Consider the following 25,436-nt stretch of genomic DNA (forward strand, 5'->3'; position numbering starts at 1 on the left):
CGGCGGACCGCTGCCGTGAGTGCCAGGAGCTGAAGGGGCGCGTGGTGCGGGGAAGGCTTCCCGTGCCGCGCGCGTCATCCGTCCCCCGCTCCTGCGGCGCAGGTGGATCACCGCCATGAGACGGGTAGGGTCCGGAGCGTACGGTGCTTCAACTGCAATTCGGCCATGGGCACGTTGGGGGACGATCCCGACCCGCCGCGCCGTGCCATCGCATATCTGGAGGGAAACGCGTGGAAGCCAACACTCGTAGCACCGGGCGTCTGCCGGCTGCCTTCCTGACGCCCGGTTCGGCCTCGTTCATGGACTTCCTGTCCGTCCATTCGCCGGAGATCCTGCCGGGCAACCGGGTGCTGCCGCCCGTCCAGGGTGCGATCGAGGCGCCGCACGGGACGACGATCGTCGCCGTGACGTTCGACGGCGGGGTCATCCTGGCCGGCGACCGGCGGGCCACCATGGGCAACATGATCGCGCAGCGCGACATCGAGAAGGTCTTCCCGGCCGACGAGTACTCGGCCGTGGGCATCGCGGGCACGGCGGGTCTCGCGGTGGAGATGGTCAAGCTCTTCCAGCTGGAGCTGGAGCACTTCGAGAAGGTCGAAGGCGCGCAGCTGTCCTTCGAGGGCAAGGCCAACCGGCTCTCCACCATGATCCGCAGCAATCTGGCCATGGCGATGCAGGGCCTGGCCGTGGTGCCGCTGTTCGCGGGCTGGGACGTGGACCGGGCGAAGGGCCGCATCTTCTCGTACGACGTCACGGGCGGCCGTTCCGAGGAGCACGGGTACGCGGCGACCGGCTCCGGCTCGCTCTTCGCGCGCGGTTCGATGAAGAAGCTGTTCCGTGAGGGGCTGACGGAGGAGCAGGCCGTCACGCTCGTCATCCAGGCCCTGTACGACGCGGCGGACGACGATTCGGCCACCGGCGGCCCGGATGTCGCGCGCAAGATCTATCCCCTCGTCAACATCATGAGTGACGAGGGTTTCCGCCGGGTCTCCGACGAGGAGTCCTCGCGGACCGCCCGCGCGATCATCGAGCGCCGGCTGGAGCAGCCGGACGGTCCGCGCGCCGAGTTGCTCTGAGGCCCGGCCTCTTCTGATCGGATCAGACATGTCACTGACAGGAAGGGACGGATAGCCGGTGTCGACGCCGTTCTATGTCTCACCCCAGCAGGCCATGGCCGACCGGGCGGAGTACGCCCGCAAGGGCATCGCCCGCGGTCGCAGCCTGGTTGTGCTGCAGTACGCCGACGGCATCGTCTTCGTCGGTGAGAACCCGTCCCGCGCGCTGCACAAGTTCAGCGAGATCTACGACCGGATCGGTTTCGCCGCCGCCGGGAAGTACAACGAGTACGAGAATCTGCGCATCGGCGGGGTCCGCTACGCGGATCTGCGCGGATACACCTACGACCGTGACGATGTGACGGCCCGTGGGCTGGCCAACGTGTACGCGCAGACGCTGGGCACGATCTTCTCCAGCGCCGGTGAGAAGCCGTACGAGGTGGAGCTGGTCGTCGCGGAGGTGGGTGCGACGGCCGACGGGGACCAGATCTACCGGTTGCCGCACGACGGGTCGATCGTGGACGAGCACGGTTCGGTGGCGGTGGGCGGCAGTTCGGAGCAGATCAGTACGTTCCTGGACCAGCGGCACCGTGACGGCATGTCGCTCGCGGAGGCACTGAAGCTGGCCGTGCAGGCGCTGTCGCGGGACACCAACGGCGGTGAGCGGGAGATTCCCGCCGAGCGGCTGGAGGTGGCGGTGCTGGACCGGACGCGACCGCAGCAGCGGAAGTTCAAGCGTGTGGTGGGCCGTCAGCTCGCCCGGCTGCTGGAGGCGGACGGTGCGGCGTCCACACCGACGGACGCCCCGTCGGACGTCGAGGGCTCCGAGGGGTCCGGCGACGCCGAGAAGTGAGCACTGTCCTGGAGCGGTGAGAGCGCGTGGTTCTCCCGGTGCCCCGGACCGCCTGTGCGGCGGTCCGGGGCACCGGTCTGTCCGGGGCGTCGTGGTCGGTGTTCAGTGGTCGGTTTTCAGTGGGGCGGGGGCGCGGTCGAGCCGCGTTCCACCAGCGTGACGGGGAGCACGGTGTTCCGGGGTGCGCGGCCGTCGAGGATGGCGAGCAGCGCCGCCATTCCCTGTTCGCCGACCTGTTCGGCGGGCAGCCGCACCGTGGTCAGTTCGGGTTCGACCGCCGTGGCGAGGGCGAGGTCGTCGAAGCCGGTGACGGAGAGGTCGGCGGGCACGCGCAGGCCGAGTTTCCGGGCGGCCTTGACGGCGCCGGCGGCCAGGATGTCGCTGTCGCAGACGAGGGCGGTGGGCCGGGGGCCGGGGCCGCTGAGGGCGTGTTCGGCCGCCCGGCGGGCCTCGTGCACCTCCAGGGGTGAGGTGACGGTGCGTACGAGGGCGCCGGGCGTGTCCCGTACGGACCGGGCGAGGGCGTCGGCCCGTTCGGCGAAGGTCCAGGAGGTCACGGCCGAGGCGAGGTGGACGAGGCGCCGGTGGCCGAGCCCCAGCAGATGGTCGGTGATCATGCGCATGGCGCCGGCGATGTCGAAGTTGACGTGTGCGGCGGCGCCGGACTCGTCCGGGTCGCTGTCGAGCATCACCAGGGGGAGGTCGGTGCCGCGCAGGGCGGCGAGCGCGTCGGCCGGGATGGAGGAGGCGATGACGCCGTCGAGGGCGGCCTGTGCGTTGGCGAAGGGGTCCTTGGCGGGGCCGATGCCTTCGGGCGAGGGGTAGATCACGACGCCGAAGCTGTGCGCGGCGGCGACGGTGGCGGCGCCGGTGTAGACGCGGGCGAAGAACTCGTGGGGGAGCGCGGGGACGACGAGGAGGGCGGTCCGGGTGCGGCCGAGGCGGAGGTTGCGGGCGGCGAGGTTGGGGCGGTAGCCGAGTTCGCGGGCGGTGTCGCGGACATGTCCGGCGGTGCGTTCGGAGACCCGGCCGGGCCACTTGTCGCCGAGCACGAGGGAGACGGTGGCCTGGGACACCCCGGCGGCGCGTGCCACGTCCCTGCTGGTGGGGCGGGCGGCCGTGCCGGGGAAAGGGCCGGGGCCGGGCCGGTGGCCTCCGGGCGGCGGCTCTGCCATGGGTGTCGTCCTCCGTGGTGACTGCGGCCCGGCGGCGGCCGGAGCGCGTGCGGGGGAGCGCGTGTCCTCCCGGCCGGGGCCCGTATCCGGTGGACCGGCGGGCATCGGACATGGTACGTATGAGGGCGGACGTTATACGTACAACTTGATGATGCCGGGTGAACCGGGGGACCGAAGGGGGAGCCATGGCCGCGGGCTACGCGGACATTCTGGGGACGCCGTACGCCGCGCGGCTGCTGGCCGGCACGCTCGTCGGGCGGCTGCCCAGCGCCACGGGGCACATCGCGATCGTCCTGTTCGTCCGCGACGCGGGCGGCGGCTACACCCTGGCCGGCGCCCTCGCGGCGGTCTACGGGCTGTCGACCGCGGTCGGCCAGCCGCTGCTCGGCCGGGCCGTGGACCTGTTCGGCCAGCCGCGCGTGCAGCTCCCCGCCGCGGTGCTGTCCGCCCTCGGCATGGTCCTCCTCGCCGTCACGGGCATCGACCCGCTGCCCCTGGCCTACGCGGCCGCGGTGGTCGCCGGATTCTTCACCCCGCCGCTCGAAGGCGGTCTGCGGGCGCTGTGGCCGAGCGTGCTCCAGCGGGAGGACCGGGTGCACCGCGCGTACGCCATGGACGCCGTGGCGCAGGAGGTGATGTTCACGGCGGGCCCGCTGTTCGTCACCCTGCTCGTCGCGCTGTGGTCGCCGGGCGCCGCGCTGCTCGTCATCAACGCCATCGGTGTCCTCGGCGCGCTCTCCGTCGTCCTGTCGAAACCCTCGCGCGCCTGGCGTTCGGCGCCCCGTGAGGCGCACTGGCTCGGCGCGCTGCGTTCGCCGGGACTGCTCGCCCTCCTCGCCGCGTTCCTCTTCGTCGGTCTTGCGCTCGGTTCCATCACCGTGGCAGGGGTGGCGTACGCGGACGACCAGGGACGCGAGTCGGTGTACGGCTGGCTGATGGCCGCGCTCGGCCTGGGCGCGCTGGTGGGCGGGCTGGCGTACGGCGCGCGGCAGTGGACGGGGAGCCCCGAACGCCGGCTGGTGGGCATCGTCGCGCTGCTCGCGGCCGGTTATCTGCCGCTGGCGCTGACTCCCGGGGTGGTGGCCATGACCGGGCTGGCGGTGCTGTCCGGGGTGTTCCTGGCGCCCGCGCTGGCGTGCGCGTTCATCGTGGTCGACCGGCACGCCCCGCGCGGCACGGTCACGGAGGCGTTCTCCTGGCTGGTCACGACGTTCGGGGTGGGCGCCGCGTTCGGTACGGGGGTGGCGGGCCCGGCGGTGGAGCTGGCCGGGACCTCGGCGAGCTTCGCCGTGGCGGGGGCGGGCGGTGTCGCGGCGCTGCTGGTCCTGCTGGCCACCCGGGGAGTCCTCACGGCTCCCGGTGGAGAGACCGCCGAAGGCGCCGGAGACGAAAATGATCGCAACGGTGCGGCCCAACCCGGTTTCAGCTCAGGCCGTCAGGCGTAATGTTCAGACATGGACCGACGCATTTTCGGGCTGGAGAACGAGTACGGCGTCACGTGCACCTTCAGGGGGCAGCGCCGGCTGTCACCTGACGAAGTGGCGCGCTACCTCTTCCGCCGTGTTGTGTCATGGGGCCGCAGCAGCAACGTCTTCCTGCGGAACGGCGCCCGCCTCTACCTCGACGTGGGGTCGCATCCGGAATACGCGACACCCGAATGCGACAACGTGACCGAGCTGGTCACGCACGACAAGGCGGGCGAGCGCATTCTGGAAGGGCTGCTCGTCGACGCCGAACGCCGCCTGCACGAGGAGGGAATCGCGGGCGACGTCTATCTCTTCAAGAACAACACCGATTCGGCCGGAAACTCCTACGGCTGCCACGAGAATTATCTCGTCGCCCGGCACGGGGAATTCTCCCGGCTCGCGGACATCCTCATCCCGTTCCTGGTCACCCGGCAGTTGATCTGCGGGGCCGGCAAGGTGCTCCAGACGCCGCGCGGCGCGGTCTACTGCGTCAGTCAGCGTGCCGAGCACATCTGGGAGGGGGTCAGCTCCGCGACCACCCGTTCCCGGCCGATCATCAACACCCGTGACGAGCCGCACGCGGACGCGGAGCGGTACCGCCGGCTGCATGTGATCGTCGGCGACTCGAACATGTCCGAGACCACGATGCTCCTCAAGGTCGGCGCGACGGATCTCGTGCTGCGCATGATCGAGGCGGGCACGGTGATGCGTGACCTCACGCTGGAGAACCCGATCCGGGCGATCCGCGAGGTCAGCCACGACATCACCGGTCAGCGCAAGGTGCGGCTGGCCAGCGGGCGTGAGGCGTCGGCCATCGAGATCCAGCGGGAGTACTACGAGAAGGCCGTGGACTTCGTGGACCGCCGGGGCATCCGCACCGGCACCGTCGAGCAGGTCCTGGAGCTCTGGGGCCGGGCACTGGACGCCATCGAGGCGGAGGACCTGGACCGGATCGGTACGGAGATCGACTGGGTCATGAAGTACAAGCTCCTGGAGCGCTACCGGGCGAAGCACAACATGACCATGTCCCACCCGCGAGTGGCGCAGATAGACCTCGCCTACCACGACATCCACCGCCGCCGGGGGCTCTACTACCTGCTGGAGAAGCGCGGCCAGGCGGCCCGGATCTGCAACGACATGAAGATCTTCGAGGGCAAGTCCGTGCCCCCGCAGACCACCCGGGCGCGGCTGCGCGGGGACTTCATCCGGCGGGCCCAGGAGCAGCGGCGGGACTTCACCGTCGACTGGGTCCATCTCAAGCTCAACGACCAGGCGCAGCGCACGGTGCTGTGCAAGGACCCCTTCCGTTCGGTGGACGACCGGGTGGAGAAGCTGATCGCCGGCATGTGACGGCCGGGGCGGCCGACGGCTGTCCGGAACGTGTCCTGGGCCCCGTACGTTCTCGTGCGGGGCCCTTGTCATGGCTCCGGTGCTGTCCGCCGGGCAGGGCCTAGAGTGGCGGGCGACCACAACCGTCCGCCTGAGATCTGAGGAATTCGTGCGCCGACTTGCCGGCCTCATCGTCATCCCCCTCCTGCTGCTGTCCACAGCGGCCTGCGGTGACGACGGAGGCTCCGACTCCACCTCGTCCAAGAACGGGCTTCCCGAGATCACCGCGGGTGCCAAGTTCGGTGAGAAGCCCACGCTGACGAAGGGGAAGGGTGATCCGCCGAAGGAGCTGGAAACCGATGTCATCAGTGAGGGTGACGGAGCGACGCTCAAGAAGGGCGACGCGATTCAGGTCAATTACCTGGGTCAGTCGTGGGATTCGACGAAGCCCTTCGACAACAGCTTCGATCGCAAGGCTCCTTTCGATCTGACGCTCGGCGCCGGGATGGTCATCCAGGGCTGGGACAAGGGTCTGGAGGGCCAGAAGGTCGGCAGCCGTGTGATGCTCGGCATTCCGCCGGAGCTGGGTTACGGGGCGCAGGGCCAGGGCGACATCAAGCCCAACGCGACGCTGGTGTTCGTCGTGGACATCCTGAAGGCGACTCAGGTCCCGACCACCGCGAAGGGCACCGAGGTCGCGCAGGACAACATCGATCTGCCGAAGGTCGGGGTCAACGACGACGGCAAGGCGCCCACGGTCACGATCCCGAAGTCGGACCCGCCGACGAAGCTCGTCTCGAACTACGTGCTGGAGAGCAAGGGCGAGGCCGTCAAGGCGACCGACTCGGTGGTGCTGAACTACGAGGCGCTGGTGTGGAAGGGCGCGAAGACCTTCGACAGCACCTGGAAGAACGGGAAGACCGTCACGTTCCCGCTGCCGCAGCTGACCCTCAAGGGGCTGAAGGACGGTGTCGTGGGCAAGAAGGTCGGCAGCCGTGTGCTGGTCGTGATCCCGCCCGCCGACGGGTTCGGGGACAAGGAGCAGCAGGGCATCCCGAAGAACTCCACTCTGGTGTTCGCCGTGGACATCCTGGCGAAGGTGTAACACTGTCCCGGTTGCCGCGTTCATCATTTAGAGGAGCAGTTCAGTGAGCATCGAGAAGCCCGAGATCGACTTCCCGGGTGGCGAGCCGCCGGCCGACCTGGAGATCAAGGACATCTGGGAGGGCGACGGCGCCGTGGCGAAGGCGGGCGACACCGTCTCCGTCCACTACGTGGGTGTGGCGTTCTCCACGGGTGAGGAGTTCGACGCCTCCTGGAACCGGGGTACGCCGCTGCGCTTCCAGCTCGGTCAGGGGCAGGTCATCTCCGGCTGGGACCAGGGTGTGCAGGGCATGAAGGTCGGCGGCCGTCGTCAGCTGACGATCCCGTCGCACCTGGCGTACGGCGAGCGCGGCGCGGGCGGTGGCGCGATCGCTCCGGGCGAGACGCTGATCTTCGTCTGTGATCTCGTCTCCGCCTGATCACCGTCCCGTCGCTGCCTGACCGCCCGGTGCGCGCCGTGTGAGCGCTGTCCGGCGGTGTCCGATCGGTGTCGTTGTCCGACCGGTCGTGGACGTACGAGGGCCCATGCCGTCCGGCGTGGGCCCTCGGCTTTGTCGCGGGGGCGCCGGGCGGTACGGTCGACGCGCGGATGCGGCACGATCTGATGAGGTGTGGGGCGTCGATGGCCATTGCCAAGGCCGAGCGGTTGATGAATCTCGCGTTGTGCCTGCTCGGCACCCGGCGCCCGCTCAGCAAGCGCGAGTTGCGCGAATCCATCGAGGCGTATCTGGAAGCCGGCTCGGACGACTCCTTCAACCGGATGTTCGAGCGGGACAAGGACGATCTCCGCGAACTCGGCCTGGTCATCGAGACGGTGGAGAACCTCGACGGTGAGATCGGCTATCTGGCCCGCCGGGACAGCAACCGGCTGCCGGCCATCACCCTCGACGCCGAGGAGGCCGCGGCGCTCGGGCTCGCCGCGAAGGTGTGGCAGCAGGCGCGGCTCGCGGGCGCGGCCAGCGGCGCGCTCCAGAAGCTGCGGGCGGCGGGGATGCCGGAGGCCGAGGACGCCTACGAGGCCCACCACAGCGCCCTGGAGCCCCGTATTCCGGTGCACGAGGCGGCGTTCGAGCCGTTGATGCTGGCGTGCCGGGACCGCAGGCCGGTGGTCTTCGACTACCGGAAGGCGAACGCGGCCAGGCCCGAGCAGCGCCAGGTGGAGCCGTGGACGCTGGAGTGCTGGCGGGGCCACTGGTATCTCGCCGGATGGGACCGGGAGCGCGGGGCGGAGCGGGTGTTCCGGCTGTCCCGGATCAGTGGCCGGGTGCGGGCGCGGACCGGGGCGTTCACGGTGCCGGTGCCGGACGTCGTCACGGTGCGGGAGACGGTGGAGAGCTGGGCGGGGGAGACGGCGACGCGTTCGGCGCTGATCCGGCTGCGCACCGAGAGCGGTTACCCGCTGCGGGCGCGGGCGGTCTCCTCGCGGGAACTGGGCGACGGCTGGGACGAGTTGGAGATTCCGTACGGTCACGGGCTGGACGCCTGGCTGGTGGAGTTCGGCCCCGACGTGGTCGTGCTGGAGCCCGCGGACCTGCGGGCCGATGTCGTGGAGCGGCTGCGCGCCGTGGCCAAGGGCTGAGGGGGACTCGTACACATCATGGCTGCCAACGCCATCGACCAGACGCGGCGGATGCTGTCGCTGGTGACGTATCTGCGGGAGCGGCCGGGCGCCCATGTCAGCGATGTGGCGCGGGCCTTCGGGATCACCGAGGACGAGCTGATCTCCGATCTCGACGTGCTGCCCATGTGCGGGACGAGCTTCCGCGGCGGGGATCTGCTGGACATCGACACCGACGGCGACCGGATCTGGTGGCACAACCCGGACGACGTCGCGGAGCCGCTGCGGCTGGCGGCGGACGAGGCGACGGCGCTGCTGGTGGCGGCGCGCGCGGTGGCCACGCTGCCGGGACTGCGGGAGAGCGACCGGCAGGCGCTGCTGCGGGCCACGGCGAAGCTGGAGGCGGCGGCGGGCGAGGCGGCCGGTGCCAGCTCGCGGCTGTCGGTCATCTTCGAGTCCGAGGGCGGGGTGTTCGCCGAGGTCGACCGGGCGATCTCGGAGCGGCGGCGGCTGTGGCTGCGCTACTACTCACCGGCGCGGGACGAGCTGACCGAGCGTGAGGTCGATCCGATCAGGCTGTTCGCGGTGGGGCACACGTACATGGAGGCGTGGTGCCGGCTGTCGGAGGCGCGGCGTACGTTCCGGCTGGACCGGGTGGCGGAGATCCGCCTCCTGGACGCGCCGGCCGCGCCCCCGGAGCTGGAGCTGCGGGATCTGTCGGAGGGGCTGGTGCAGCCGTCGGCGGAGGACCCTGAGGTGGTGGTCGAGGTGGGGCCGGGCGGACGCTGGGTCGCCGAGTACTACCCGCACGACAGCGCGGAGGAGCTGCCCGGCGGGGGGATGCGGATCACCCTGCGTACCCCGGCGCCCGCGTCCCTGCGGCGGCTCGCGCTGCGGCTGGGCGGCGACGGCCGTATCACCTCGCCGCCGGAGCTGGCGGAGAGCGCGCGGCGGGCGGCCGGTGAGGCGCTGGCGGCGTACGACTCGGTCGGGACCGACACGGTCGGGGCACCGGACCGCGAGCGGGGCCGGGACCAGGACCGGGACCCGGGGGTCGGGGGAACAGGTCCGTGAGGAGTGCTTTTCCGGTGCCGGAGTCCCGGGCGCCGGTCCTGTTCCAGGCGGCCTGTCCCGAGTGCCGGGCCCGTTTCGAGCTGTCGCCGGGCGCGCTGCGGCTGGCGATCGGCGCGAGCCGCCGTACGACGTTCTACTCGTTCACCTGTCCCGAGTGCGAAGCGGCGGTGCGCAGGCCCGCCGGGGAGCGCATCGTCGAGCTGCTCACCGGCGGTGGGGTGCGGACGCTGCGGCTCCATTCGACGCCCTGACCCTTCTGTCCGGCCTCCGACCCTCCAACGAAAGGGCTCCGCGCATGTTCTGGGCCATGCTCGCCGTCGCTCTCGGATTCTGCGGGATCGTCGTCCTCGGTGTTCTCGCGACGCGGGTGTTCGTCGAGGCGCGGCGGCTCGGTGACCAGGTCGCCGCCACGGCCCGGCGGATCGACCGGGCGGCGGAGGAGCTGGAGATCGCCGCGACGCGTCTGGCGCGGACCGGGGACGCCGTCCGGTAGATGAGTGCACCCTCCCGGCATCCTCGGTGCGGGCGGTAGGGTGACGAAGCGGTCCCGTACCGGAGGCGGGGGCCGTCGGCGGGAGTACGCACAGGCATTGCCCTGCGTTTACCCCTGCGGGTTACGATCGCTGCCAGCGTGACGGTCGACTTCTGGCCGTCCGTGGTCCCAGACTCCTGTCGCCTCGGTGAAGAAGGTAACGCTATGGGTAGGCTCGGCCCCACCGAGATCATTCTTATTCTTGTCGTCATCATCCTGCTCTTCGGTGCGAAGAAGCTTCCCGACATGGCCCGTTCGCTCGGCAAGTCGGCGCGCATCCTCAAGAGCGAGGCCAAGGCGATGAAGTCCGACGACAAGAGCGGCACGGTTCCGACCGACCCGCCGACCACGACCCCCGCCGACCCGGAGCAGCCCGCGCCCCGGACCATCCAGGCCGCGCCCGGCGATGTCACCAGCTCGCGTCCCGTCGCCGAGCCCACCGACTCGACCAAGCGCTGATCCGACCCCCTGGGCCGATGCACGCACCGGGCACGGTGACGGCCTGCCGCACGAGATGAGGACGTGGGTTGCCCAAGTCTGCCCGCACCGAGGAGAAGGATCCCGAGGGGCGCATGCCGCTCGTGGAGCACCTTCGTGAGCTGCGCAACCGGCTGTCGAAGGGGCTGCTCGCGATCGTCGTGGTGACGATCGTGGCCGTGTTCTACAGCGAGCAGATCATGTCGTTCCTCTCCGAGTCGGTGCCCAAGTGTGAGAACGGGCTCCAGGAGAGCGACGGCGGCAACTGCGCGGTCGTCTCGTTCAACACCCTCACCTCGCCCTTCACCACGACGATCCGGGTCAGCCTCACGGCCGGCGTCATCGTGGCGAGCCCGGTCTGGCTCTACCAGCTGTGGGCGTTCATCGCGCCGGGCCTGCACAAGAACGAGAAGAGGTACACGTACGCGTTCGTGGCGAGCGCCGTGCCGCTGTTCACCGCCGGCGCCTACCTCGCGTACATCATCCTGCCCATCAGCGTGAAGGTGCTCATCAGCCTGACGCCGGAGGGCTCCTCCAACATCCTCTCGCTCGACGAGGTCCTCGACTTCACCACCCGCATGGTGCTGGTCTTCGGGCTCGCCTTCGAGCTGCCGCTGGTGCTGGTCATGCTGAACATGACCGGCATCGTCACCGGCCGCCGGATGGCCGGCTGGTGGCGGGGCGTCGTCATGGGTGTCTTCGTCTTCGGCGCCGTGATCACTCCCACCACCGACCCCGTGGGCATGCTCGCGCTTGCCGGACCGATCGTGATCCTCTACTTCGGCGCGGTCGGCTTCTCCCTCGTGAACGACCGGCGCAGGCGGCGGGGAGATCCCGACACCGAACTGGACGACGACGAGGCGTCCGACCTGAACCACCTGCCGGAGCATGTCGGCGCGGTCGAGCCGGTGTCCGCCACCGCCGTCCTGCCGGAGCAGGCGGACAGCAGCCGGTCGAGCCGTGTGAACGGCTACGACGACATCACCTGAGCGGGATCGGACCGGCCGGACCGTGACCAGCGAGATCAGCCTGCTCGTCAATCCCGTCGCCGGGCGAGGCCGGGGCGCGCGTGCCGCGCAGCCCGCCGCCCGCGCGCTCAGGGACGCCGGGTACTCCGTCCGTACGGTGGTCGGCACCGACGCCGCCGACGCGCTGCGGCGGGCCCGTGAGGCCGTCGCGGCCGGTACGGACGCGCTGATCGCCGTCGGCGGGGACGGGCTGGTCTCCCTCGCGCTCCAGGCGGTCGCCGGTACGGACACCCCGCTCGGTGTGGTGGCCGTCGGCACCGGCAACGACTACGCGCGGGCGCTCGGGCTGCCGGTGCGGGACCCGGCGGCGGCCGGGCGGATCGCGGCCGACGCGCTCGCACACGGCCGGGCCCGGGAACTGGACCTGGGGCGGGTCGCGGGCCGCTGGTTCGGTACGGTCCTCGCCTCCGGCTTCGACTCACGCGTCAACGACCGCGGCAATCGCATGCGTTGGCCGAACGGGCGCTTCAAGTACGACCTGGCGATGCTGGCCGAACTGGCCGCGTTCCGGCCGGTGCCCTACCGCGTCACCCTGGACGACGGCGTCGAGCGCGAGATCGAGGCGACCCTCGTCGCCGTCGGGAACGGCACCTCCTACGGAGGCGGCATGCGGATCTGCGCGGGCGCCGCCATGGACGACCGGCTCTTCGACGTGACCGTCGTCGGCGACTGCGGGCGCGCCACCCTGCTGACGGTCTTCCCGCGTGTCTACCGGGGCACCCACCTGGACCATCCCCGGGTCACCGTCCACCGCACCCGGACGATCACCCTCGCCGCCCCGGGCCTCACCGGCTACGCCGACGGGGAGCCGCTCGGCCCGCTGCCGCTGACCGCCGAGTGCGTCACCGGGGCCGTACGGGTGCTGATACCGGGCCCCTGACCGGCCCCGGTACCGCGCCCGTAAAGATCGCGACGACTGTCAGAGGTGCCGGGTAGGCTCGTGAGCAAGATGACAGAGGACCTCACACCGGCCGAGCGGTACGCCGCCGCCCGTACCCGCGCAGCCGAGCAGGCCACCGCACTCGCCCCGTTCCGCGAGATGTACGACTTCGGGCTCGACCCGTTCCAGATCGAGGCGTGCCGGGCGCTGGAGTCCGGCAAGGGCGTCCTGGTCGCGGCGCCCACCGGCTCCGGCAAGACGATCGTCGGTGAGTTCGCCGTGCACCTGGCCCTCGCCGAGGGCCGTAAATGCTTCTACACCACCCCCATCAAGGCCCTGTCCAACCAGAAGTACGCCGACCTGGCGAAACGCTACGGCGCGGACCGGGTCGGACTGCTCACCGGCGACAACAGCGTCAATTCCGACGCCCCGGTGGTCGTCATGACCACCGAGGTCCTGCGCAACATGCTGTACGCGGGCTCCCAGTCGCTGTCCGGGCTCGGCTATGTGGTGATGGACGAGGTCCACTACCTCTCCGACCGGTTCCGGGGCGCCGTCTGGGAAGAGGTGATCATCCACCTGCCGGAGTCCGTGACCCTGGTCTCCCTGTCGGCGACCGTCTCCAACGCCGAGGAGTTCGGCGACTGGCTGGACACGGTGCGCGGCAGCACCGAGGTCATCGTCTCCGAGCACCGGCCCGTGCCGCTGTGGCAGCACGTCTTCGCGGGCCGCCGCATGTACGACCTCTTCGAGGAGAGCACCGACCACGGCGGCCGGGGCGGGGCGCGCCGCGAGGTCAACCCCGACCTCGTCCGGCTGGCCCGGATGGAGAACCAGCGCACGTACAACCCGCGTGAGCGCCGGCGCGGCAAGATGGTCCGCGAGGCGGACCGGGAGCGCGAGCGCCGGCAGCGCGGCAGGATCTGGACGCCGGGACGGCCCGAGGTCATCGAGCGGCTGGACGCCGAGGGCCTGCTGCCCGCCATCACCTTCATCTTCAGCCGGGCCGGCTGCGAGGCGGCCGTACAGCAGTGCCTGTTCGCGGGACTGCGGCTGAACGACGACGGCGCGCGCGCCGAGGTCCGCCGGATCGTGGAGGCGCGCACCGCGTCCATCCCCACCGAGGACCTGCACGTCCTCGGGTACTACGAATGGCTGGAGGGCCTGGAGCGCGGTATCGCCGCCCACCACGCCGGGATGCTCCCGACGTTCAAGGAGGTCGTCGAGGAGCTGTTCGTGCGCGGGCTGGTCAAGGCCGTCTTCGCGACCGAGACGCTGGCGCTCGGCATCAACATGCCCGCCAGGTCCGTCGTCCTGGAGAAGCTCGTCAAGTGGAACGGCGAGCAGCACGCCGACATCACGCCCGGCGAGTACACCCAGCTGACCGGCCGGGCGGGCCGGCGCGGCATCGACGTCGAGGGCCACGCGGTGGTCCTGTGGCAGCGCGGCATGGACCCGGGGGCGCTCGCGGGACTCGCGGGCACCCGTACGTATCCGCTGCGCTCCAGCTTCCGCCCCTCGTACAACATGGCCGTCAATCTTGTGCACCAGTTCGGGCGGCACCGGTCGCGGGAGCTGCTGGAGACGTCGTTCGCGCAGTTCCAGGCGGACAAGTCGGTGGTGGGGATCTCCCGGCAGGTGCAGAAGAACGAGGACGGGATGGAGGGCTACCGGGAGGGCATGACCTGCCATCTCGGTGACTTCGGGGAGTACGCGCGGCTGCGCCGCGAACTCAAGGACCGGGAGACGGAGCTGGCCAAGCAGGGCGCCACACAGCGCCGGGCCGCCGCCGCGACGTCGCTGGAGAAGCTCAAGCCCGGCGATGTCATCCATGTCCCGACCGGCAAGTTCGCGGGGCTCGCGCTGGTGCTCGACCCCGGTCTGCCGGCCGGGCGCGCCAACGGGCACCGGGGCGTGGAGTATCACGACGGTCCCCGGCCGCTGGTCCTGACCGCCGAGCGGCAGGTCAAGCGGCTCGCGGCGATGGACTTCCCGGTCCCGGTCGAGGCGCTGGACCGGATGCGGATTCCCAAGAGCTTCAACCAGCGTTCGCCCCAGTCCCGCCGGGATCTGGCCTCGGCGCTGCGCACCAAGGCCGGTCATCTCGCGCCGGAGCGGCACCGCAAGGGGCGTGCCCCGGCCGCCGACGACCGGGAGATCGCCCGGCTGCGCACCGAACTGCGGGCGCACCCCTGCCACGGCTGCGACGAGCGTGAGGACCACGCGCGGTGGGCCGAGCGCTATCACCGGCTGCAACGGGACACCCGGCAGCTGGAGCGGCGGATCGAGGGCCGGACGAACACGATCGCCCGTACCTTCGACCGGATCGTCGCCCTCCTCACGGAGATGGACTATCTGCGCGGCGACGAGGTCACCGCCAACGGCAGGCGTCTGGCCCGGCTCTACGGCGAGTTGGACCTGCTCGCCAGCGAATGTCTGCGCGAAGGGGTGTGGGAGGGGCTCTCCCCGGCCGAACTGGCCGCGTGCGCCTCGGCGTTGGTCTTCGAGGCCCGTCAGTCGGACGACGCCGTATCGCCCCGGGTGCCCGGTGGCGCGGCCAAGGCGGCGCTCGGCGAGATGGTCCGTATCTGGGGCCGGCTCGACGCCCTGGAGGAGGACTTCAAGATCAACCAGGCCGAGGGGGTCGGCCAGCGGGAGCCGGACCTGGGCTTCGCGTGGGCCGTGCACCTGTGGGCGTCGGGCAAGGGTCTGGACGAGGTGCTGCGCGACGCCGAGATGCCGGCCGGTGACTTCGTCCGGTGGTGCAAGCAGGTGATCGACGTCCTCGGGCAGATCGCCGCGGCGGCGCCCCGCGAGAACAGCACGATCGGGAAGAACGCGCGCAAGGCGGTCGACGCGGTGCTGCGGGGAGTGGTGGCGTACAGCTCGGTGGGGTGAACCGGCGGGGTGAACCGGCGGGAGCGGTGGCCGGGGTCCCCGCGGACCGGTGCCCGGGTCTCGCCGCCGGGCGGCCGATGCCACGGGGGCGCGGTGCGTAGTGCTCCTGCCGGGCGTACGCGCGGGACCCGGTAGGCACGGGGGAGGGTGCTGCGTCCCGGGGGTCCAGCGCGGTGGGCTCGGCCGGTGGGGAGCGTTGGCCGGGGCCTCCGCCGGTGTCCGGCGGGTCCTCGCGGACCGGTGGCCGGGTCTCGCCGCCGGGCGGCCGATGCCACGGGGGCGCGGTGCGTAGTGCTCCTGCCGGGCGTACGCGCGGGACCCGGTAGGCACGGGGGAGGGTGCTGCGTCCCGGGGGTCCAGCGCGGTGGGCTCGGCCGGTGGGGAGCGTTGGCCGGGGCCTCCGCCGGTGTCCGGCGGGTCCTCGCGGACCGGTGGCCGGGTCTCGCCGCGAGGCGGGCCCTCGTGCTCGTGCCGGACGTACTCGCGTACGCGTGGGACCCGGGCAACGCGAAGCACCCCGTACTCCCCGGGGGTACGGGGCGCTCCGGGTGGGTGAAAGCCCGCCGGACCGGCCCGGTCCGGCGGGTGTCAGATGGTCAACCGCTCTGCCAGACGCACCAGTTCCGGGGTGCGCAGCACGCGGTCGCCGTGCCCGGGGAGCGTCACGTGGAGGACGTCCGTCCAGCGGCGGGGGATCGCGGTGAAGCCGTACACGGCGCCCGCGAGAGCGCCGGTGACCGCCGCGACCGTGTCCGTGTCGCCACCCAGATCGATCGCCGCCGTCAGGGACGCCTCGAAGGACCGTGTGGTGCGCAGCGCCCAGAGCGCCGAGCCCAGACACGGCCACACCGCGCCGTTGAACTCCGTGGCGTCGTCCGGGTGCCAGCCCGGGTCGAGCACCGTGGCCCAGCGCGCACGCCGGTCCTCCCGTACGCCGTCGAGCGCGCCGGGTACGGCGGCCACCGGATCGCCGCCGTCCAGCGCCACCCGGATCAGCTCGTGCAGCACCGCCGTGCCCTCCCACGCCGCCGGGTCGCCGTGGGTGAGTGCCGCGATCCGGCGGGCCGCCGACATGGTGGCGGCCCGTCCCGAGGCGGCGAAGTGCACGGCGGGGGTGGCGGCCCGCATCAGCGAGCCGTTTCCCGCGGCCCGTCCGGAGCGCCGGAAGTGGACCGAGGCGGCGCGGTCCCACGGCTCGCCGCTCAGCAGGACCTGTTCGGTCTGGAGCCCGATGTCGTGGGGGCCGGCCGCGGCCCAGCGGCGGAACCGGTCGAAGAGGTCGGGAAGGTCGAGGCCGCCGCGTTCCAGCAGCGACTCGCCGACGAGGACCGCCATCTGGGTGTCGTCCGTGGCCTCGCCCGGGTCCCAGCCGCCACCGCCGCCCATCTCGCCCGCCCCGCCGGGGAATCGGGCGCCGAAGGCGCCGGCCGGACCGAACTCGAAAGGCGCCCCGAGCGCGTCGCCGGCGGCCGAGCCGACGACCGCTCCGAGTACCCGGTCCGTACGTGCCGGATCCGGGGCGTACGGACGATCCGCGGAGGTCATCCGGCCAGCCTAGGCGGGCCGGACGGCCTCCGTGCGTCGGTGTTTCCCGCGAGCGGGACTACTTCGGCATCAGGACCGTGTCGATGATGTGCACCGTGGCGTTGGACGTCGGGACGTCGCCGCAGACCACGGCCGCCGAGTCGTTGACCTTGTACGAGTCGCCGGAGCCGGCCGTCGTCAGCGTGCTCTTCTGGAGGGTGTCGTACGTGCCGCTCTCCAGCTGCTTCTTGGCCAGCTTCTCGCCCACGACGTGGTAGGTGAGGATCTTGGTCAGCATGGCCTTGTCGGCGAGCACGGCGTCCAGGTCGGCCTTGGGGAGCTTGGCGAAGGCGTCGTTGGTGGGGGCGAACACGGTGATGTTCTGCGCCGTGTTGAGGGTGTCCACCAGGCCGGCCTTCTTCACCGCCGTGACCAGGGTGGACAGCTCCGGGTTGTTGGACGCGGCCGTCGCGACCGGGGCCTGGCCCATGCCCTCGAAGCTGCCGGGGCCGGTCTTCGGGACGGAGGCACAGGCCGGGCCGAACGGCGCGTCCATGGTGTCGCCCGCCGCGTCGTCCGCGGTGTCGTCCGGCGCCGACGTGTCCTCGGCGGCGGACGAGGACTCCGCCGCGCTGTCCTTCTCCTCACCCGAGCAGGCGGTCAGGGTCAGCGGAAGGGCGAGGGCGGCGACGACGGTGACGGCGGCACGCTGGATACGGGTGATCTTCATGTCAATCTCCTTGGAAAACAGTGCTGTTGATTCAGGTGTCACATGGGGTGATCGGTGGGGTGGTGGGGGCTCAGTCGACGGCGACCACCACCGAGTGCCAGCCGGTCGCGCCGTCGGGGACCGTCCCCACGCGCTTGTCCGTCTGGGTGGAGCCGTCCCGGTCCGTGGCGCGGACCTCCAAGGTGTGGCTGCCGGACGTGGCGGGCCACTCCCACAGCCACTGCCGCCAGGTGTCCTCGCTGTCCTCGGCGGCCAGCTTCGCCCGGTTCCACGACCCGCCGTCGACACGCACCTCGACCCGTTCGATGCCCCGGTGCTGCGCCCACGCGACCCCGGCGACCTGCACGGTGCCCGCCTTCGGGGACGCGAACGGGCGCGGCGTGTCGATCCGCGACTGGGTCTTGATGGGCGCCTGCCGGGACCAGCCGCGCTTGACCCAGTAGGCGTCGTAGTCGGCGAACGTGGTCAGTTCGAGGTCCTGGAGCCACTTGCACGCCGACACGTAGCCGTACAGGCCCGGGACGACCATCCGGACCGGGAATCCGTGGTCGAACGGCAGGGGCTGCCCGTTCATCCCGACCGCCAGCATCGCGTCCCGGCCGTCCATGACCGCCTCCACCGGGGTGCCGATGGTCATGCCGTCCACGGAGCGGGACACCAGCTGGTTCGCGGGCCCGCCCTTCGAGGGCGGTACGACGCCCGCCTCGGCCAGCAGAGCGGCCAGGGGGACACCGATCCAGCGGGCGTTGCCCACGTACGGGCCGCCGACCTCGTTGGAGACACAGGTCAGGGTGATGTCCCGCTCGATCAGCTCCCGGCGCAGCAGATCCCGGAAGCTGACCGTGAGCGGCCGGGCGACGCCCTTGCCGTGGATGCGCAGACGCCAGCGGTCGGCGTCCACCCGGGGCACCACCAGGGCGGTGTCCACCCGGTAGAAGTCCTTGTTGGGCGTGGTGAAGGAGCTGAGGCCCCGGACGTCGAGCGCGGCTCCCGGCCGTACCGGGCGGGCCGGTGAGGACGGGGCGGGCAGGACGACCGACCGGCGGGTGGCCGCGGCCTCGGCCGCGCCCGACGCGTTGAGCTGCCGGCCGAGCAGGCCCGCCCCCGCCGACACCGCGGCGGCGGCCGTCGCGGCGATGACGAAGCCGCGCCGGTCGAAGGCGACGGGGGACGCGCCGCCGCCGGACTCCGCCGAGGGTGCGTCCGGCCCGGTGACGGCCGTGTCCGGTACCGAACTCCCCCGCGGGGCAGGCCGGTCGGCGAGCCGACCGGCCAGCAGGTAGAGCACTCCGCAGGCGGCCAGACCGCCCACGACCGACGGCAGGGCGTCCACCGGGCGGCCGTCGGGCCGCTGCACCGCGGCCAGCGCGCCGATCGCGCCGAAGACCAGAACGGCCGCCGAGCCCGATTTCCGGTAGCGCAGCGAGGCCACTCCGACCGCCATGGCGAACAGCGACAGCAGGACCAGGATGCCCAGTTGCAGCACCAGCTTGTCGTCCTCGCCGAAGGTACGGACGGCGAAGTCCTTCACCGGGGCGGGCGTGAGATCGATGACCGCACCGCCCACCGCCGTGACCGGACTCGCCTCGGGCCGGACGCTTGCCGAGACCAGCTCGGCGACGCAGAGCGCCGTGAGCCCGGCGAGGAGCCCGCCGAGCGCGCCCAGGCCGGCACGCAGCACTCGTACGCCACGCGGCCCCCGGCCGGCCCCGCTCGTCGGATCCTTCTCATCTTCGCTCACACCGGCCATTCGGCGCAGTGATGCAAGGCGGATTGGTCCATCACCCGAAGGAATGAAAAGTAGGACTGGCGGAAGAAAGATCGCCACTTTGACCAATCCACCGGCCGACCTGGCTCGAATCCTTCCCGAGGGCTGTGCCCGCAGCCCGACCGGAGGGAGCTGTATGAGCGGGGAAGGCCGACGCCGGCGAACGGCGGTCGTGGGTGGGGGAGTGGCGGGGCTGACCGCCGCGTACGTCCTGAGCCGCTCGCACGAGGTGTCGCTGTACGAGGCCGACGACCGGCTCGGCGGCCACGCCCACACGCACGACCTCGTCTCGGCCGACGGCCGGGCGCACCGGGTCGACTCCGGGTTCATCGTCCACAACGAACGCACCTATCCGCTGCTGCTGCGGCTGTTCCGCGAACTGGGCGTGGAGACGCGGGAGTCGGAGATGAGCATGTCCGTACGGTGCGACGGCTGCGGGCTCGAATACGCCGGGGCCCGGGGGCTGCCGGGACTGTTCCCGCGCCCCGGGCAGCTGCTGCGCGGGCGGTATCTGCGGATGCTCACCGAGGTGCCCGCCTTCCACCGCCGGGCCCGGCGGCTCCTCGCGGACGAGAGCGCCGCCGGGGACGGCGGCGACGAGGCCACGACGCTGGGGCAGTTCGTCGCGGAGGGCGGCTTCTCGCCGTACTTCACCGCCCACTTCCTGACGCCGCTCGTCTCGGCCGTCTGGTCCTGCGACGCCGGAACGGCCCTGCGCTACCCGGCCCGTTACCTCTTCCGCTTCCTGGACCACCACGGTCTGCTGTCGGTGACCGGGTCCCCGGTGTGGCGCACGGTCACCGGCGGTTCACGCGAGTACGTCGACCGCGTCGCCAAGCAGCTCGACTCCGTCCGCACCGGGGCGCCCGTCCACTCGCTGCGGCGGGCCCGGTCCGGCGTCGAGATCACCACCGCCGACGGCACCACCCGGCACCACGACTCGGTCGTCGTCGCCGTCCATCCCGACCAGGCCCTGCGGCTGCTCGCCGATCCGACCCCCGACGAGCGAAAGGTGCTCGGTGCCTTCCGCTACTCGCGCAACGCGACCCTGCTGCACACCGACACGAGCCCGTTGCCCCGTGCCCGGGGCGCCCGCGCCTCCTGGAATCTGACCCTGCCCTCCTGCACGGCCGACTCCGGCCGGGTACAGGTCAGTTACGACATGAACCGGCTTCAGGGCCTGGACGCCGCCGAGACCTTCGTGGTGACGCTGAACGGCGCCGACCGCATCGACGAGGACCGGGTGCTCGCCCGGATGTCGTACGAACACCCCGTCTACACACCGGAGTCGGTCGCCGCCCAGCGCCGGCTGCCCGCGCTGAGCGGACCCGTCACGGCGTACGCGGGGGCGTACCACGGCTGGGGATTCCACGAGGACGGCTGCCGTTCGGGCGTCGACGCCGCCGCCGCGCTCGGGGTGACATGGTGAGCGCCGGCATCCCGGAGAGCGGCATCCCCGAGAACGGCGGTCCGGTGCCCGGCAGTCCGGGGAGCGGCGCCCCGACGACCGTTGTTCCGGACACTGTTCCCGCGCTCTACCCGTGCACCGTCACACACACCCGTACCGCGCCCACCCGGTACGACCTGCGGCTGCGCACCTATCTGTGGCTGATCGACCCGGACCGCCCGCCCCGGCTGCCCCGCGTACTGCGCCCGCTGGCCCGCTTCGACGCCCGGGACCACTTCGGCGGTACGTCACCGACGATCCGGGCCGGACTGGAGACGTATCTCGCCTCACGGGGCGTGGAGTTGGCCGGCGGGCGGGTGGTGATGCTCGCGCACGCCCGGGTCCTCGGCCATGTCTTCAACCCGCTGACCCTCTACTGGTGCCACACGCCCGCCGGCGAACCGCTCTGCGTCGTGGCCGAGGTGCACAACACCTACGGCGAGCGGCACTGCTATCTGCTGCGCCCCGGCGACCGGCAGGGCGGGCGGCCCGGCGAGGAGTCCGGTGAGCGCTCCGGTGAGCGGCCGGGCGACGCGCTCGGTGGCCGGCCCGGCAAGCGGGCGGGCGCGCGGGCGGGCGGGCGTGTTGGGGCCGACGAGAACACCTTCTGGGTGGACAAGGAGCTGTACGTCTCGCCGTTCTTCCCCGTCGACGGCGGCTACCGGATGCGGCTCCCCGAACCCGGCGAGCGGCTGAAGCTGACGGTCCATCTGGAACGGGACGGCGGGCGGCCGTTCACCGCCACCGTGCGCGGCCACCGGCGCGCCGCCACCCCCTCGGCGCTGCTGCGCGCCGCCCTGCGCCACCCCCTGTCCACCGCCGTCGTGTCCGCCGGCATCCGCTACCACGGCATCCGCCTCTACCTGCGCGGACTTCCCGTGCGCCCCCGTCCCCGTCACCGCCCCCAGGAGGGTGTGAAATGAGCTTGTACGTCTCCCCGTCGTCGTCCCCGACCCCGCCGTCGCCCGTCTCCCCGGCCGTACCGGCGCCCCCCGTGCCGCCCGGCACGGCCCGCGTCGACGCGCGGCGCTGGCCGGACGTGGCGCGGGCGCCGCGGACCTCGTGGCCGCGCACGGCCGTCGCCGAACGCGTCGTCCGCCACGCGCTGGGCCGTCTCGCCCTGCGGGTGAGACTGGGGGACGAGAAGGAGACGCTGGGCCTCGGCGGACCGCTGATGGTCGTCCACGACCCGCGCGCGTTCTTCCGGCGGATCGGCGCCACCGGACTGATCGGCTTCGGCGAGTCGTACATGGCGGGCGAGTGGGAGGCCGACGACCTCGTCGGTGTTCTGACGGTCCTTGCCTCGAACGCCGCCGTCCTCGTCCCGGCACCGCTCCAACGGCTGCGCCGTGTCTGGGCGTTGAAGCGGCCCGACGCCCAGCGCAACACCCCCGAGGGCTCACGGGACAACATCAGCCACCACTACGACCTGTCCAACGACCTGTTCGCTCTCTTCCTCGACGAGACCCTCTCGTACTCCTCCGCCCTCTTCCGGGGGTTCCCCGCCGACGCGTCGCTGCTGCCCGCCGCGCAGCACCGCAAGATCGACCGGCTGCTCGACGAGGCACGGGTGGGACCCGGCACCCGGGTCCTCGAAATCGGCACCGGATGGGGCGAGTTGGCCATACGGGCGGCCGAACGCGGGGCCCGGGTCGTCACCGTGACCCTCTCCGCCGAACAGCTGGCCCTGGCCGAGAAGCGGATCGCGGCAGCCGGTCTGGAGGACCGGGTGACCGTCCAACTCCGCGACTACCGGCGGGTGCAGGGCACCTTCGACGCCGTCGTCAGTGTCGAGATGATCGAGGCCGTGGGCGAGGAGTTCTGGCCCGAGTACTTCACGACCCTCGACCGGCTGCTGGCACCCGGCGGCCGGATCGCGCTCCAGGCGATCACCATGCCGCACGACCGGCTGCTGGCCTCCCGCACCACCCACACCTGGATCGGCAAGTACATCTTCCCCGGCGGACTGATCCCCTCGGTCGAGGTGATGGAGCAACTGACCACCTCCCACACGTCGTTGAGGGTCGTGGAACGGGACGCGTTCGGTCCGCACTACGCGGAGACGCTGCGGCTGTGGCGCGAACGGTTCGCCGAACAGGCCGCGCGCGTCGACGCGCTGGGATTCGACGTGACGTTCCGGCGCATGTGGACCTTCTATCTCGCCTACTCCGAGGCCGGGTTCCGCTCCGGCTATCTCGACGTCCAGCAGCTGGTGCTGGCCAGGGAGGGAACGACCCGATGACGGGATTCCGGCCGACCACGGGCGATCGGCCCGCCACCACCCCCGGGCCGCGCTCCGGCCCCACCCCGCCGCACGCCGCGGGCGCCCCGCGCACCGGGGCCGCGCACCTGCTCCTGCCGCTGGTCGAGCGCGTCCTCGGCACCCGGCTGCCGCTGCGGCTGCGCGCCTGGGACGGCAGCACCGCCGGCCCCGAGGGCGCCCCGGCCGTCGTCCTGCGCTCGCCCCGCGCCCTGCGCCGGCTGCTCTGGTCGCCCGGCGAACTCGGCCTGGCCCAGGCGTACATCACCGGTGACCTCGACATCGACGGCGACCTCGCGGAGGGACTGCGCACCATCTGGGGCGCGCTCCGCGCCCGGGGCCCGCACCCGGCGCGGCTCACCCTCGCCGACCGGGCCCGCGCCGTGCGCACCCTGCGGCGCCTCGGCGCGCTCGGACCGCGCCCGCCCGCTCCGTCCTCGCAGGCCACACTGGCCGGCGCACGGCACAGCAAGGCGCGCGACCGGGCCGCCATCAGCCATCACTACGACCTGTCCAACGACTTCTACGCCCTGCTGCTCGACGAGACCATGGCGTACTCCTGCGGTTACTGGACGAAGGACGAGGCCGCCGACGGCACAGCCACGGGCGGCGACACCGCCGGGGGCCGGGACACTGACGACGGAACGGGCGGGGACGAGCGCGCGGACGGGCCCGGATACGGTCCCGCCGACGCCCAGCGCGACAAGCTGGAGCTGATCTGCCGCAAGCTCGGGCTCGGACCGGGCTCCACGCTCCTGGACATCGGCTGCGGCTGGGGCTCCCTCACCCTGTACGCCGCCGAGACGCACGGCGCACGGGTCACCGCCGTGACGCTCGCCGCCGAACAGGCCCGGTACGTGGGCGAACAGGTCACGGCACGCGGCCTTCAGCACCTGGTCGAGGTGCGGCACACGGACTACCGGGACATCGCGCCCGGCTCCTACGACGCGGTGTCGACCGTCGAGATGGGCGAACACGTCGGCGACGCCGAGTACCCCGGCTTCACCGCCACGCTCCACCGGATGCTGCGGCCCGGCGGACGGGTGCTGGTGCAGCAGATGTCACGGGGCGCGGTGGCGCCCGGCGGCGGCGCGTTCATCGAGTCGTACATCGCGCCCGACATGCACATGCGGCCCCTCGGCGACACCGTCTCGCTGCTGGAGGGAGCCGGTCTGGAAGTGCGGCACGTGGAGGCGATGCGGGAGCACTACACGCGGACGATCCGGGCCTGGCACCGCACACTGGAGGAGCGCCTGCCCGCGTTCGTCGCGCTCGTGGGCGAGGAGACCACGCGGGTCTGGCGGCTGTATCTGGTCGGCAGCGCCCTCGCGTTCGAGGAACGCCGGATGGGCGTGGACCAGATCCTGGCCGTACGCCCCCCGGAGCGCGGGCCCGGCGATCTGCCGCCCCGGCCGGGGGAGTGGTACGGGGCGCTCGCGTACGGGGAGGGTGGAACACGGTGAACGGGTATCCCTGGGGCGCGTTCGGGCAGGGCGTCGGACTCGCGGCGCTCGCCGCCGCGGCCGTCATGCTGGTGACCTTCGCGCTGGCCGTCGCCAAGGGCCTGCACCGGATCGTCGACATCGCCTGGGGGATCGCCTTCACGGCGGTGGCCGTCACCGGCCTCCTGGCCTCGGCGGGCGAGGGCGACGGCACGCGGCGGCTGCTGGTCACCGTACTGACCGGGATCTGGGGGCTGCGGCTGGCGGCGCACATCGCGCGGCGCGGGCGCGGACACGGCGAGGACGCGCGGTACGAGACGATGCTCGCCAGGGCGCCGGGCAACCGGAACCTCTACGCCCTGCGCATGGTGTACCTGCTGCAAGGGCTGCTGGTCGTGGTGGTGTCGCTGCCCGTCCAGGCCGCGCAGTACCTTCCCGGCGGCCTCGGCCCCGTCGCGTACGCCGGCTGCGCCCTGTGGCTGGCCGGTCTGCTCTTCGAGGCGGTCGGGGACGCCCAGCTCGCCCGGTTCAAGGCCGATCCGGCGAACAAGGGCCGGATCATGGACCGGGGGTTGTGGAGCTGGACCCGGCACCCCAACTACTTCGGTGACTTCTGCGTCTGGTGGGGGCTGTTCCTGATCGTCTGCGACGACCCGGCGGTTGCCGCGGCGACGGTGGTCGGCCCGCTGGTGATGAGCGGTCTGCTGATCTTCGGCAGCGGGAAGCGGCTGCTGGAGCGGCACATGGCGCGGCGGCCGGGCTTCGCCGCGTACGCCGCCCGTACGAGTGGTTTCTTTCCCCGCCCGCCGCGCGGGACGTCCTGAGACGCCCGCTGC

Annotated in this window: 23 protein-coding genes and 1 pseudogene; 20 read left to right on the forward strand and 4 right to left on the reverse strand. The window is 72.0% G+C overall.

Features of this window, described 5'->3' with window-relative positions:
* Positions 1–75: 75 nt before the first annotated feature.
* From OG875_RS26000 to prcA, 3 genes and pseudogenes are all read left to right on the forward strand, one after another.
* Positions 76–279, forward strand: a pseudogene (locus OG875_RS26000) (endonuclease domain-containing protein); the annotation flags it as partial.
* On the forward strand, positions 231–1,076 hold the full coding sequence (prcB, locus tag OG875_RS26005; protein WP_330176654.1) for a proteasome subunit beta: 846 nt from the start codon (positions 231–233) through the stop codon (positions 1,074–1,076). The pseudogene OG875_RS26000 and the gene prcB, both read left to right, overlap by 49 nt.
* Positions 1,077–1,134: 58 nt before the next feature.
* Complete coding sequence (gene prcA, locus OG875_RS26010; RefSeq protein WP_330176655.1) at positions 1,135–1,908, forward strand: proteasome subunit alpha; 774 nt, start codon at positions 1,135–1,137, stop codon at positions 1,906–1,908.
* Positions 1,909–2,024: 116 nt separating this feature from the next.
* Here the strand turns inward: prcA and OG875_RS26015 are convergent, their stop codons facing one another.
* Positions 2,025–3,083 (reverse strand): LacI family DNA-binding transcriptional regulator, encoded by a 1,059-nt coding sequence (locus OG875_RS26015; RefSeq protein ID WP_330176656.1) that lies wholly within the window; start codon positions 3,081–3,083, stop codon positions 2,025–2,027.
* Positions 3,084–3,268: 185 nt separating this feature from the next.
* Between OG875_RS26015 and OG875_RS26020 the strand changes: the two genes are divergently transcribed.
* The 12 genes from OG875_RS26020 (at position 3,269) to OG875_RS26075 (ending at position 15,429) form a co-directional block, all read left to right on the forward strand.
* On the forward strand, positions 3,269–4,528 hold the full coding sequence (locus tag OG875_RS26020) for an MFS transporter (RefSeq protein ID WP_330176657.1): 1,260 nt from the start codon (positions 3,269–3,271) through the stop codon (positions 4,526–4,528).
* A 9-nt stretch (positions 4,529–4,537) separates the two neighbouring features.
* Positions 4,538–5,899 carry a Pup--protein ligase gene (gene pafA, locus OG875_RS26025; protein ID WP_330176658.1) on the forward strand — a complete coding sequence of 454 codons (1,362 nt, stop codon included), beginning with the start codon at positions 4,538–4,540 and terminating at the stop codon, positions 5,897–5,899.
* 148 nt (positions 5,900–6,047) lie between these two features.
* Complete coding sequence (locus OG875_RS26030) at positions 6,048–6,983, forward strand: FKBP-type peptidyl-prolyl cis-trans isomerase (protein WP_330176659.1); 936 nt, start codon at positions 6,048–6,050, stop codon at positions 6,981–6,983.
* A 43-nt stretch (positions 6,984–7,026) separates the two neighbouring features.
* A complete protein-coding gene (locus tag OG875_RS26035; RefSeq protein WP_330176660.1) occupies positions 7,027–7,401 on the forward strand; it encodes an FKBP-type peptidyl-prolyl cis-trans isomerase in 375 nt (124 codons plus the stop codon).
* Between the two features lie 203 nt (positions 7,402–7,604).
* The gene (locus OG875_RS26040) at positions 7,605–8,561 is read left to right on the forward strand and encodes a helix-turn-helix transcriptional regulator (RefSeq protein ID WP_330176661.1); all 957 of its coding nucleotides are present in this window, start codon (positions 7,605–7,607) and stop codon (positions 8,559–8,561) included.
* A gap of 18 nt (positions 8,562–8,579) precedes the next feature.
* The gene (locus OG875_RS26045) at positions 8,580–9,614 is read left to right on the forward strand and encodes a helix-turn-helix transcriptional regulator (protein WP_330176662.1); all 1,035 of its coding nucleotides are present in this window, start codon (positions 8,580–8,582) and stop codon (positions 9,612–9,614) included.
* Positions 9,611–9,865 carry a hypothetical protein gene (locus tag OG875_RS26050; RefSeq protein WP_330176663.1) on the forward strand — a complete coding sequence of 85 codons (255 nt, stop codon included), beginning with the start codon at positions 9,611–9,613 and terminating at the stop codon, positions 9,863–9,865. The genes OG875_RS26045 and OG875_RS26050 overlap by 4 nt, the downstream gene beginning before the upstream one ends.
* Before the next feature lie 44 nt (positions 9,866–9,909).
* Complete coding sequence (locus tag OG875_RS26055) at positions 9,910–10,107, forward strand: hypothetical protein (protein ID WP_330176664.1); 198 nt, start codon at positions 9,910–9,912, stop codon at positions 10,105–10,107.
* A gap of 204 nt (positions 10,108–10,311) precedes the next feature.
* The gene (gene tatA / locus OG875_RS26060) at positions 10,312–10,605 is read left to right on the forward strand and encodes a Sec-independent protein translocase subunit TatA (protein WP_330176665.1); all 294 of its coding nucleotides are present in this window, start codon (positions 10,312–10,314) and stop codon (positions 10,603–10,605) included.
* A 113-nt stretch (positions 10,606–10,718) separates the two neighbouring features.
* Complete coding sequence (gene tatC, locus OG875_RS26065; RefSeq protein WP_330177909.1) at positions 10,719–11,612, forward strand: twin-arginine translocase subunit TatC; 894 nt, start codon at positions 10,719–10,721, stop codon at positions 11,610–11,612.
* A 22-nt stretch (positions 11,613–11,634) separates the two neighbouring features.
* A complete protein-coding gene (locus OG875_RS26070) occupies positions 11,635–12,531 on the forward strand; it encodes a diacylglycerol kinase (protein WP_330176666.1) in 897 nt (298 codons plus the stop codon).
* 69 nt (positions 12,532–12,600) lie between these two features.
* Positions 12,601–15,429 (forward strand): DEAD/DEAH box helicase, encoded by a 2,829-nt coding sequence (locus tag OG875_RS26075; protein ID WP_330177910.1) that lies wholly within the window; start codon positions 12,601–12,603, stop codon positions 15,427–15,429.
* A 588-nt stretch (positions 15,430–16,017) separates the two neighbouring features.
* Here OG875_RS26075 and OG875_RS26080 read toward each other — a convergent pair.
* The 3 genes from OG875_RS26080 to OG875_RS26090 form a co-directional block, all read right to left on the reverse strand.
* On the reverse strand, positions 16,018–16,974 hold the full coding sequence (locus OG875_RS26080) for an ADP-ribosylglycohydrolase family protein (protein ID WP_330176667.1): 957 nt from the start codon (positions 16,972–16,974) through the stop codon (positions 16,018–16,020).
* 58 nt (positions 16,975–17,032) lie between these two features.
* Positions 17,033–17,683, reverse strand: coding sequence for a fasciclin domain-containing protein (locus tag OG875_RS26085; RefSeq protein WP_330176668.1), 651 nt, complete (start codon positions 17,681–17,683; stop codon positions 17,033–17,035).
* A 70-nt stretch (positions 17,684–17,753) separates the two neighbouring features.
* Positions 17,754–19,433, reverse strand: coding sequence for a molybdopterin-dependent oxidoreductase (locus OG875_RS26090; RefSeq protein WP_443079201.1), 1,680 nt, complete (start codon positions 19,431–19,433; stop codon positions 17,754–17,756).
* A 154-nt stretch (positions 19,434–19,587) separates the two neighbouring features.
* Between OG875_RS26090 and OG875_RS26095 the strand changes: the two genes are divergently transcribed.
* From OG875_RS26095 to OG875_RS26115, 5 genes are read left to right on the forward strand one after another with little or no spacing between them, the layout of a single operon-like run.
* Positions 19,588–20,880 carry an NAD(P)/FAD-dependent oxidoreductase gene (locus OG875_RS26095; protein ID WP_330176669.1) on the forward strand — a complete coding sequence of 431 codons (1,293 nt, stop codon included), beginning with the start codon at positions 19,588–19,590 and terminating at the stop codon, positions 20,878–20,880.
* Positions 20,874–21,821: a DUF1365 domain-containing protein gene (locus OG875_RS26100; RefSeq protein WP_330176670.1), complete on the forward strand. Its 948-nt coding sequence runs from the start codon at positions 20,874–20,876 to the stop codon at positions 21,819–21,821. The genes OG875_RS26095 and OG875_RS26100 overlap by 7 nt, the downstream gene beginning before the upstream one ends.
* Entirely contained in the window at positions 21,818–23,140 is a 1,323-nt protein-coding gene (locus OG875_RS26105) for a cyclopropane-fatty-acyl-phospholipid synthase family protein (RefSeq protein WP_330176671.1), read from the forward strand. The genes OG875_RS26100 and OG875_RS26105 overlap by 4 nt, the downstream gene beginning before the upstream one ends.
* Positions 23,137–24,621 carry a cyclopropane-fatty-acyl-phospholipid synthase family protein gene (locus tag OG875_RS26110; RefSeq protein WP_330176672.1) on the forward strand — a complete coding sequence of 495 codons (1,485 nt, stop codon included), beginning with the start codon at positions 23,137–23,139 and terminating at the stop codon, positions 24,619–24,621. Before OG875_RS26105 ends, OG875_RS26110 begins: the two co-directional genes overlap by 4 nt.
* Positions 24,618–25,424 carry a DUF1295 domain-containing protein gene (locus OG875_RS26115; protein WP_330176673.1) on the forward strand — a complete coding sequence of 269 codons (807 nt, stop codon included), beginning with the start codon at positions 24,618–24,620 and terminating at the stop codon, positions 25,422–25,424. The genes OG875_RS26110 and OG875_RS26115 overlap by 4 nt, the downstream gene beginning before the upstream one ends.
* Positions 25,425–25,436 lie beyond the last annotated feature (12 nt).

This window comes from Streptomyces sp. NBC_01498, from assembly GCF_036327775.1.
In the GTDB taxonomy this organism is placed as follows: domain Bacteria; phylum Actinomycetota; class Actinomycetes; order Streptomycetales; family Streptomycetaceae; genus Streptomyces.

Excerpts from the sequence above, each read along its gene's own strand:
- OG875_RS26075 (WP_330177910.1), top strand. The coding sequence starts at position 12,601 with ATGACAGAGGACCTCACACCGGCCGAGCGGTACGCCGCCGCCCGTACC.
- OG875_RS26085 (WP_330176668.1), bottom strand. The coding sequence starts at position 17,683 with ATGAAGATCACCCGTATCCAGCGTGCCGCCGTCACCGTCGTCGCCGCC.
- tatA (WP_330176665.1), top strand. The coding sequence starts at position 10,312 with ATGGGTAGGCTCGGCCCCACCGAGATCATTCTTATTCTTGTCGTCATC.
- OG875_RS26055 (WP_330176664.1), top strand. The coding sequence starts at position 9,910 with ATGTTCTGGGCCATGCTCGCCGTCGCTCTCGGATTCTGCGGGATCGTC.
- pafA (WP_330176658.1), top strand. The coding sequence starts at position 4,538 with ATGGACCGACGCATTTTCGGGCTGGAGAACGAGTACGGCGTCACGTGC.
- OG875_RS26080 (WP_330176667.1), bottom strand. The coding sequence starts at position 16,974 with ATGACCTCCGCGGATCGTCCGTACGCCCCGGATCCGGCACGTACGGAC.
- OG875_RS26090 (WP_443079201.1), bottom strand. The coding sequence starts at position 19,433 with ATGGCCGGTGTGAGCGAAGATGAGAAGGATCCGACGAGCGGGGCCGGC.
- OG875_RS26110 (WP_330176672.1), top strand. The coding sequence starts at position 23,137 with ATGACGGGATTCCGGCCGACCACGGGCGATCGGCCCGCCACCACCCCC.
- tatC (WP_330177909.1), top strand. The coding sequence starts at position 10,719 with ATGCCGCTCGTGGAGCACCTTCGTGAGCTGCGCAACCGGCTGTCGAAG.
- OG875_RS26040 (WP_330176661.1), top strand. The coding sequence starts at position 7,605 with ATGGCCATTGCCAAGGCCGAGCGGTTGATGAATCTCGCGTTGTGCCTG.
- OG875_RS26095 (WP_330176669.1), top strand. The coding sequence starts at position 19,588 with ATGAGCGGGGAAGGCCGACGCCGGCGAACGGCGGTCGTGGGTGGGGGA.
- OG875_RS26105 (WP_330176671.1), top strand. The coding sequence starts at position 21,818 with ATGAGCTTGTACGTCTCCCCGTCGTCGTCCCCGACCCCGCCGTCGCCC.
- OG875_RS26100 (WP_330176670.1), top strand. The coding sequence starts at position 20,874 with ATGGTGAGCGCCGGCATCCCGGAGAGCGGCATCCCCGAGAACGGCGGT.
- OG875_RS26020 (WP_330176657.1), top strand. The coding sequence starts at position 3,269 with ATGGCCGCGGGCTACGCGGACATTCTGGGGACGCCGTACGCCGCGCGG.
- OG875_RS26015 (WP_330176656.1), bottom strand. The coding sequence starts at position 3,083 with ATGGCAGAGCCGCCGCCCGGAGGCCACCGGCCCGGCCCCGGCCCTTTC.
- OG875_RS26045 (WP_330176662.1), top strand. The coding sequence starts at position 8,580 with ATGGCTGCCAACGCCATCGACCAGACGCGGCGGATGCTGTCGCTGGTG.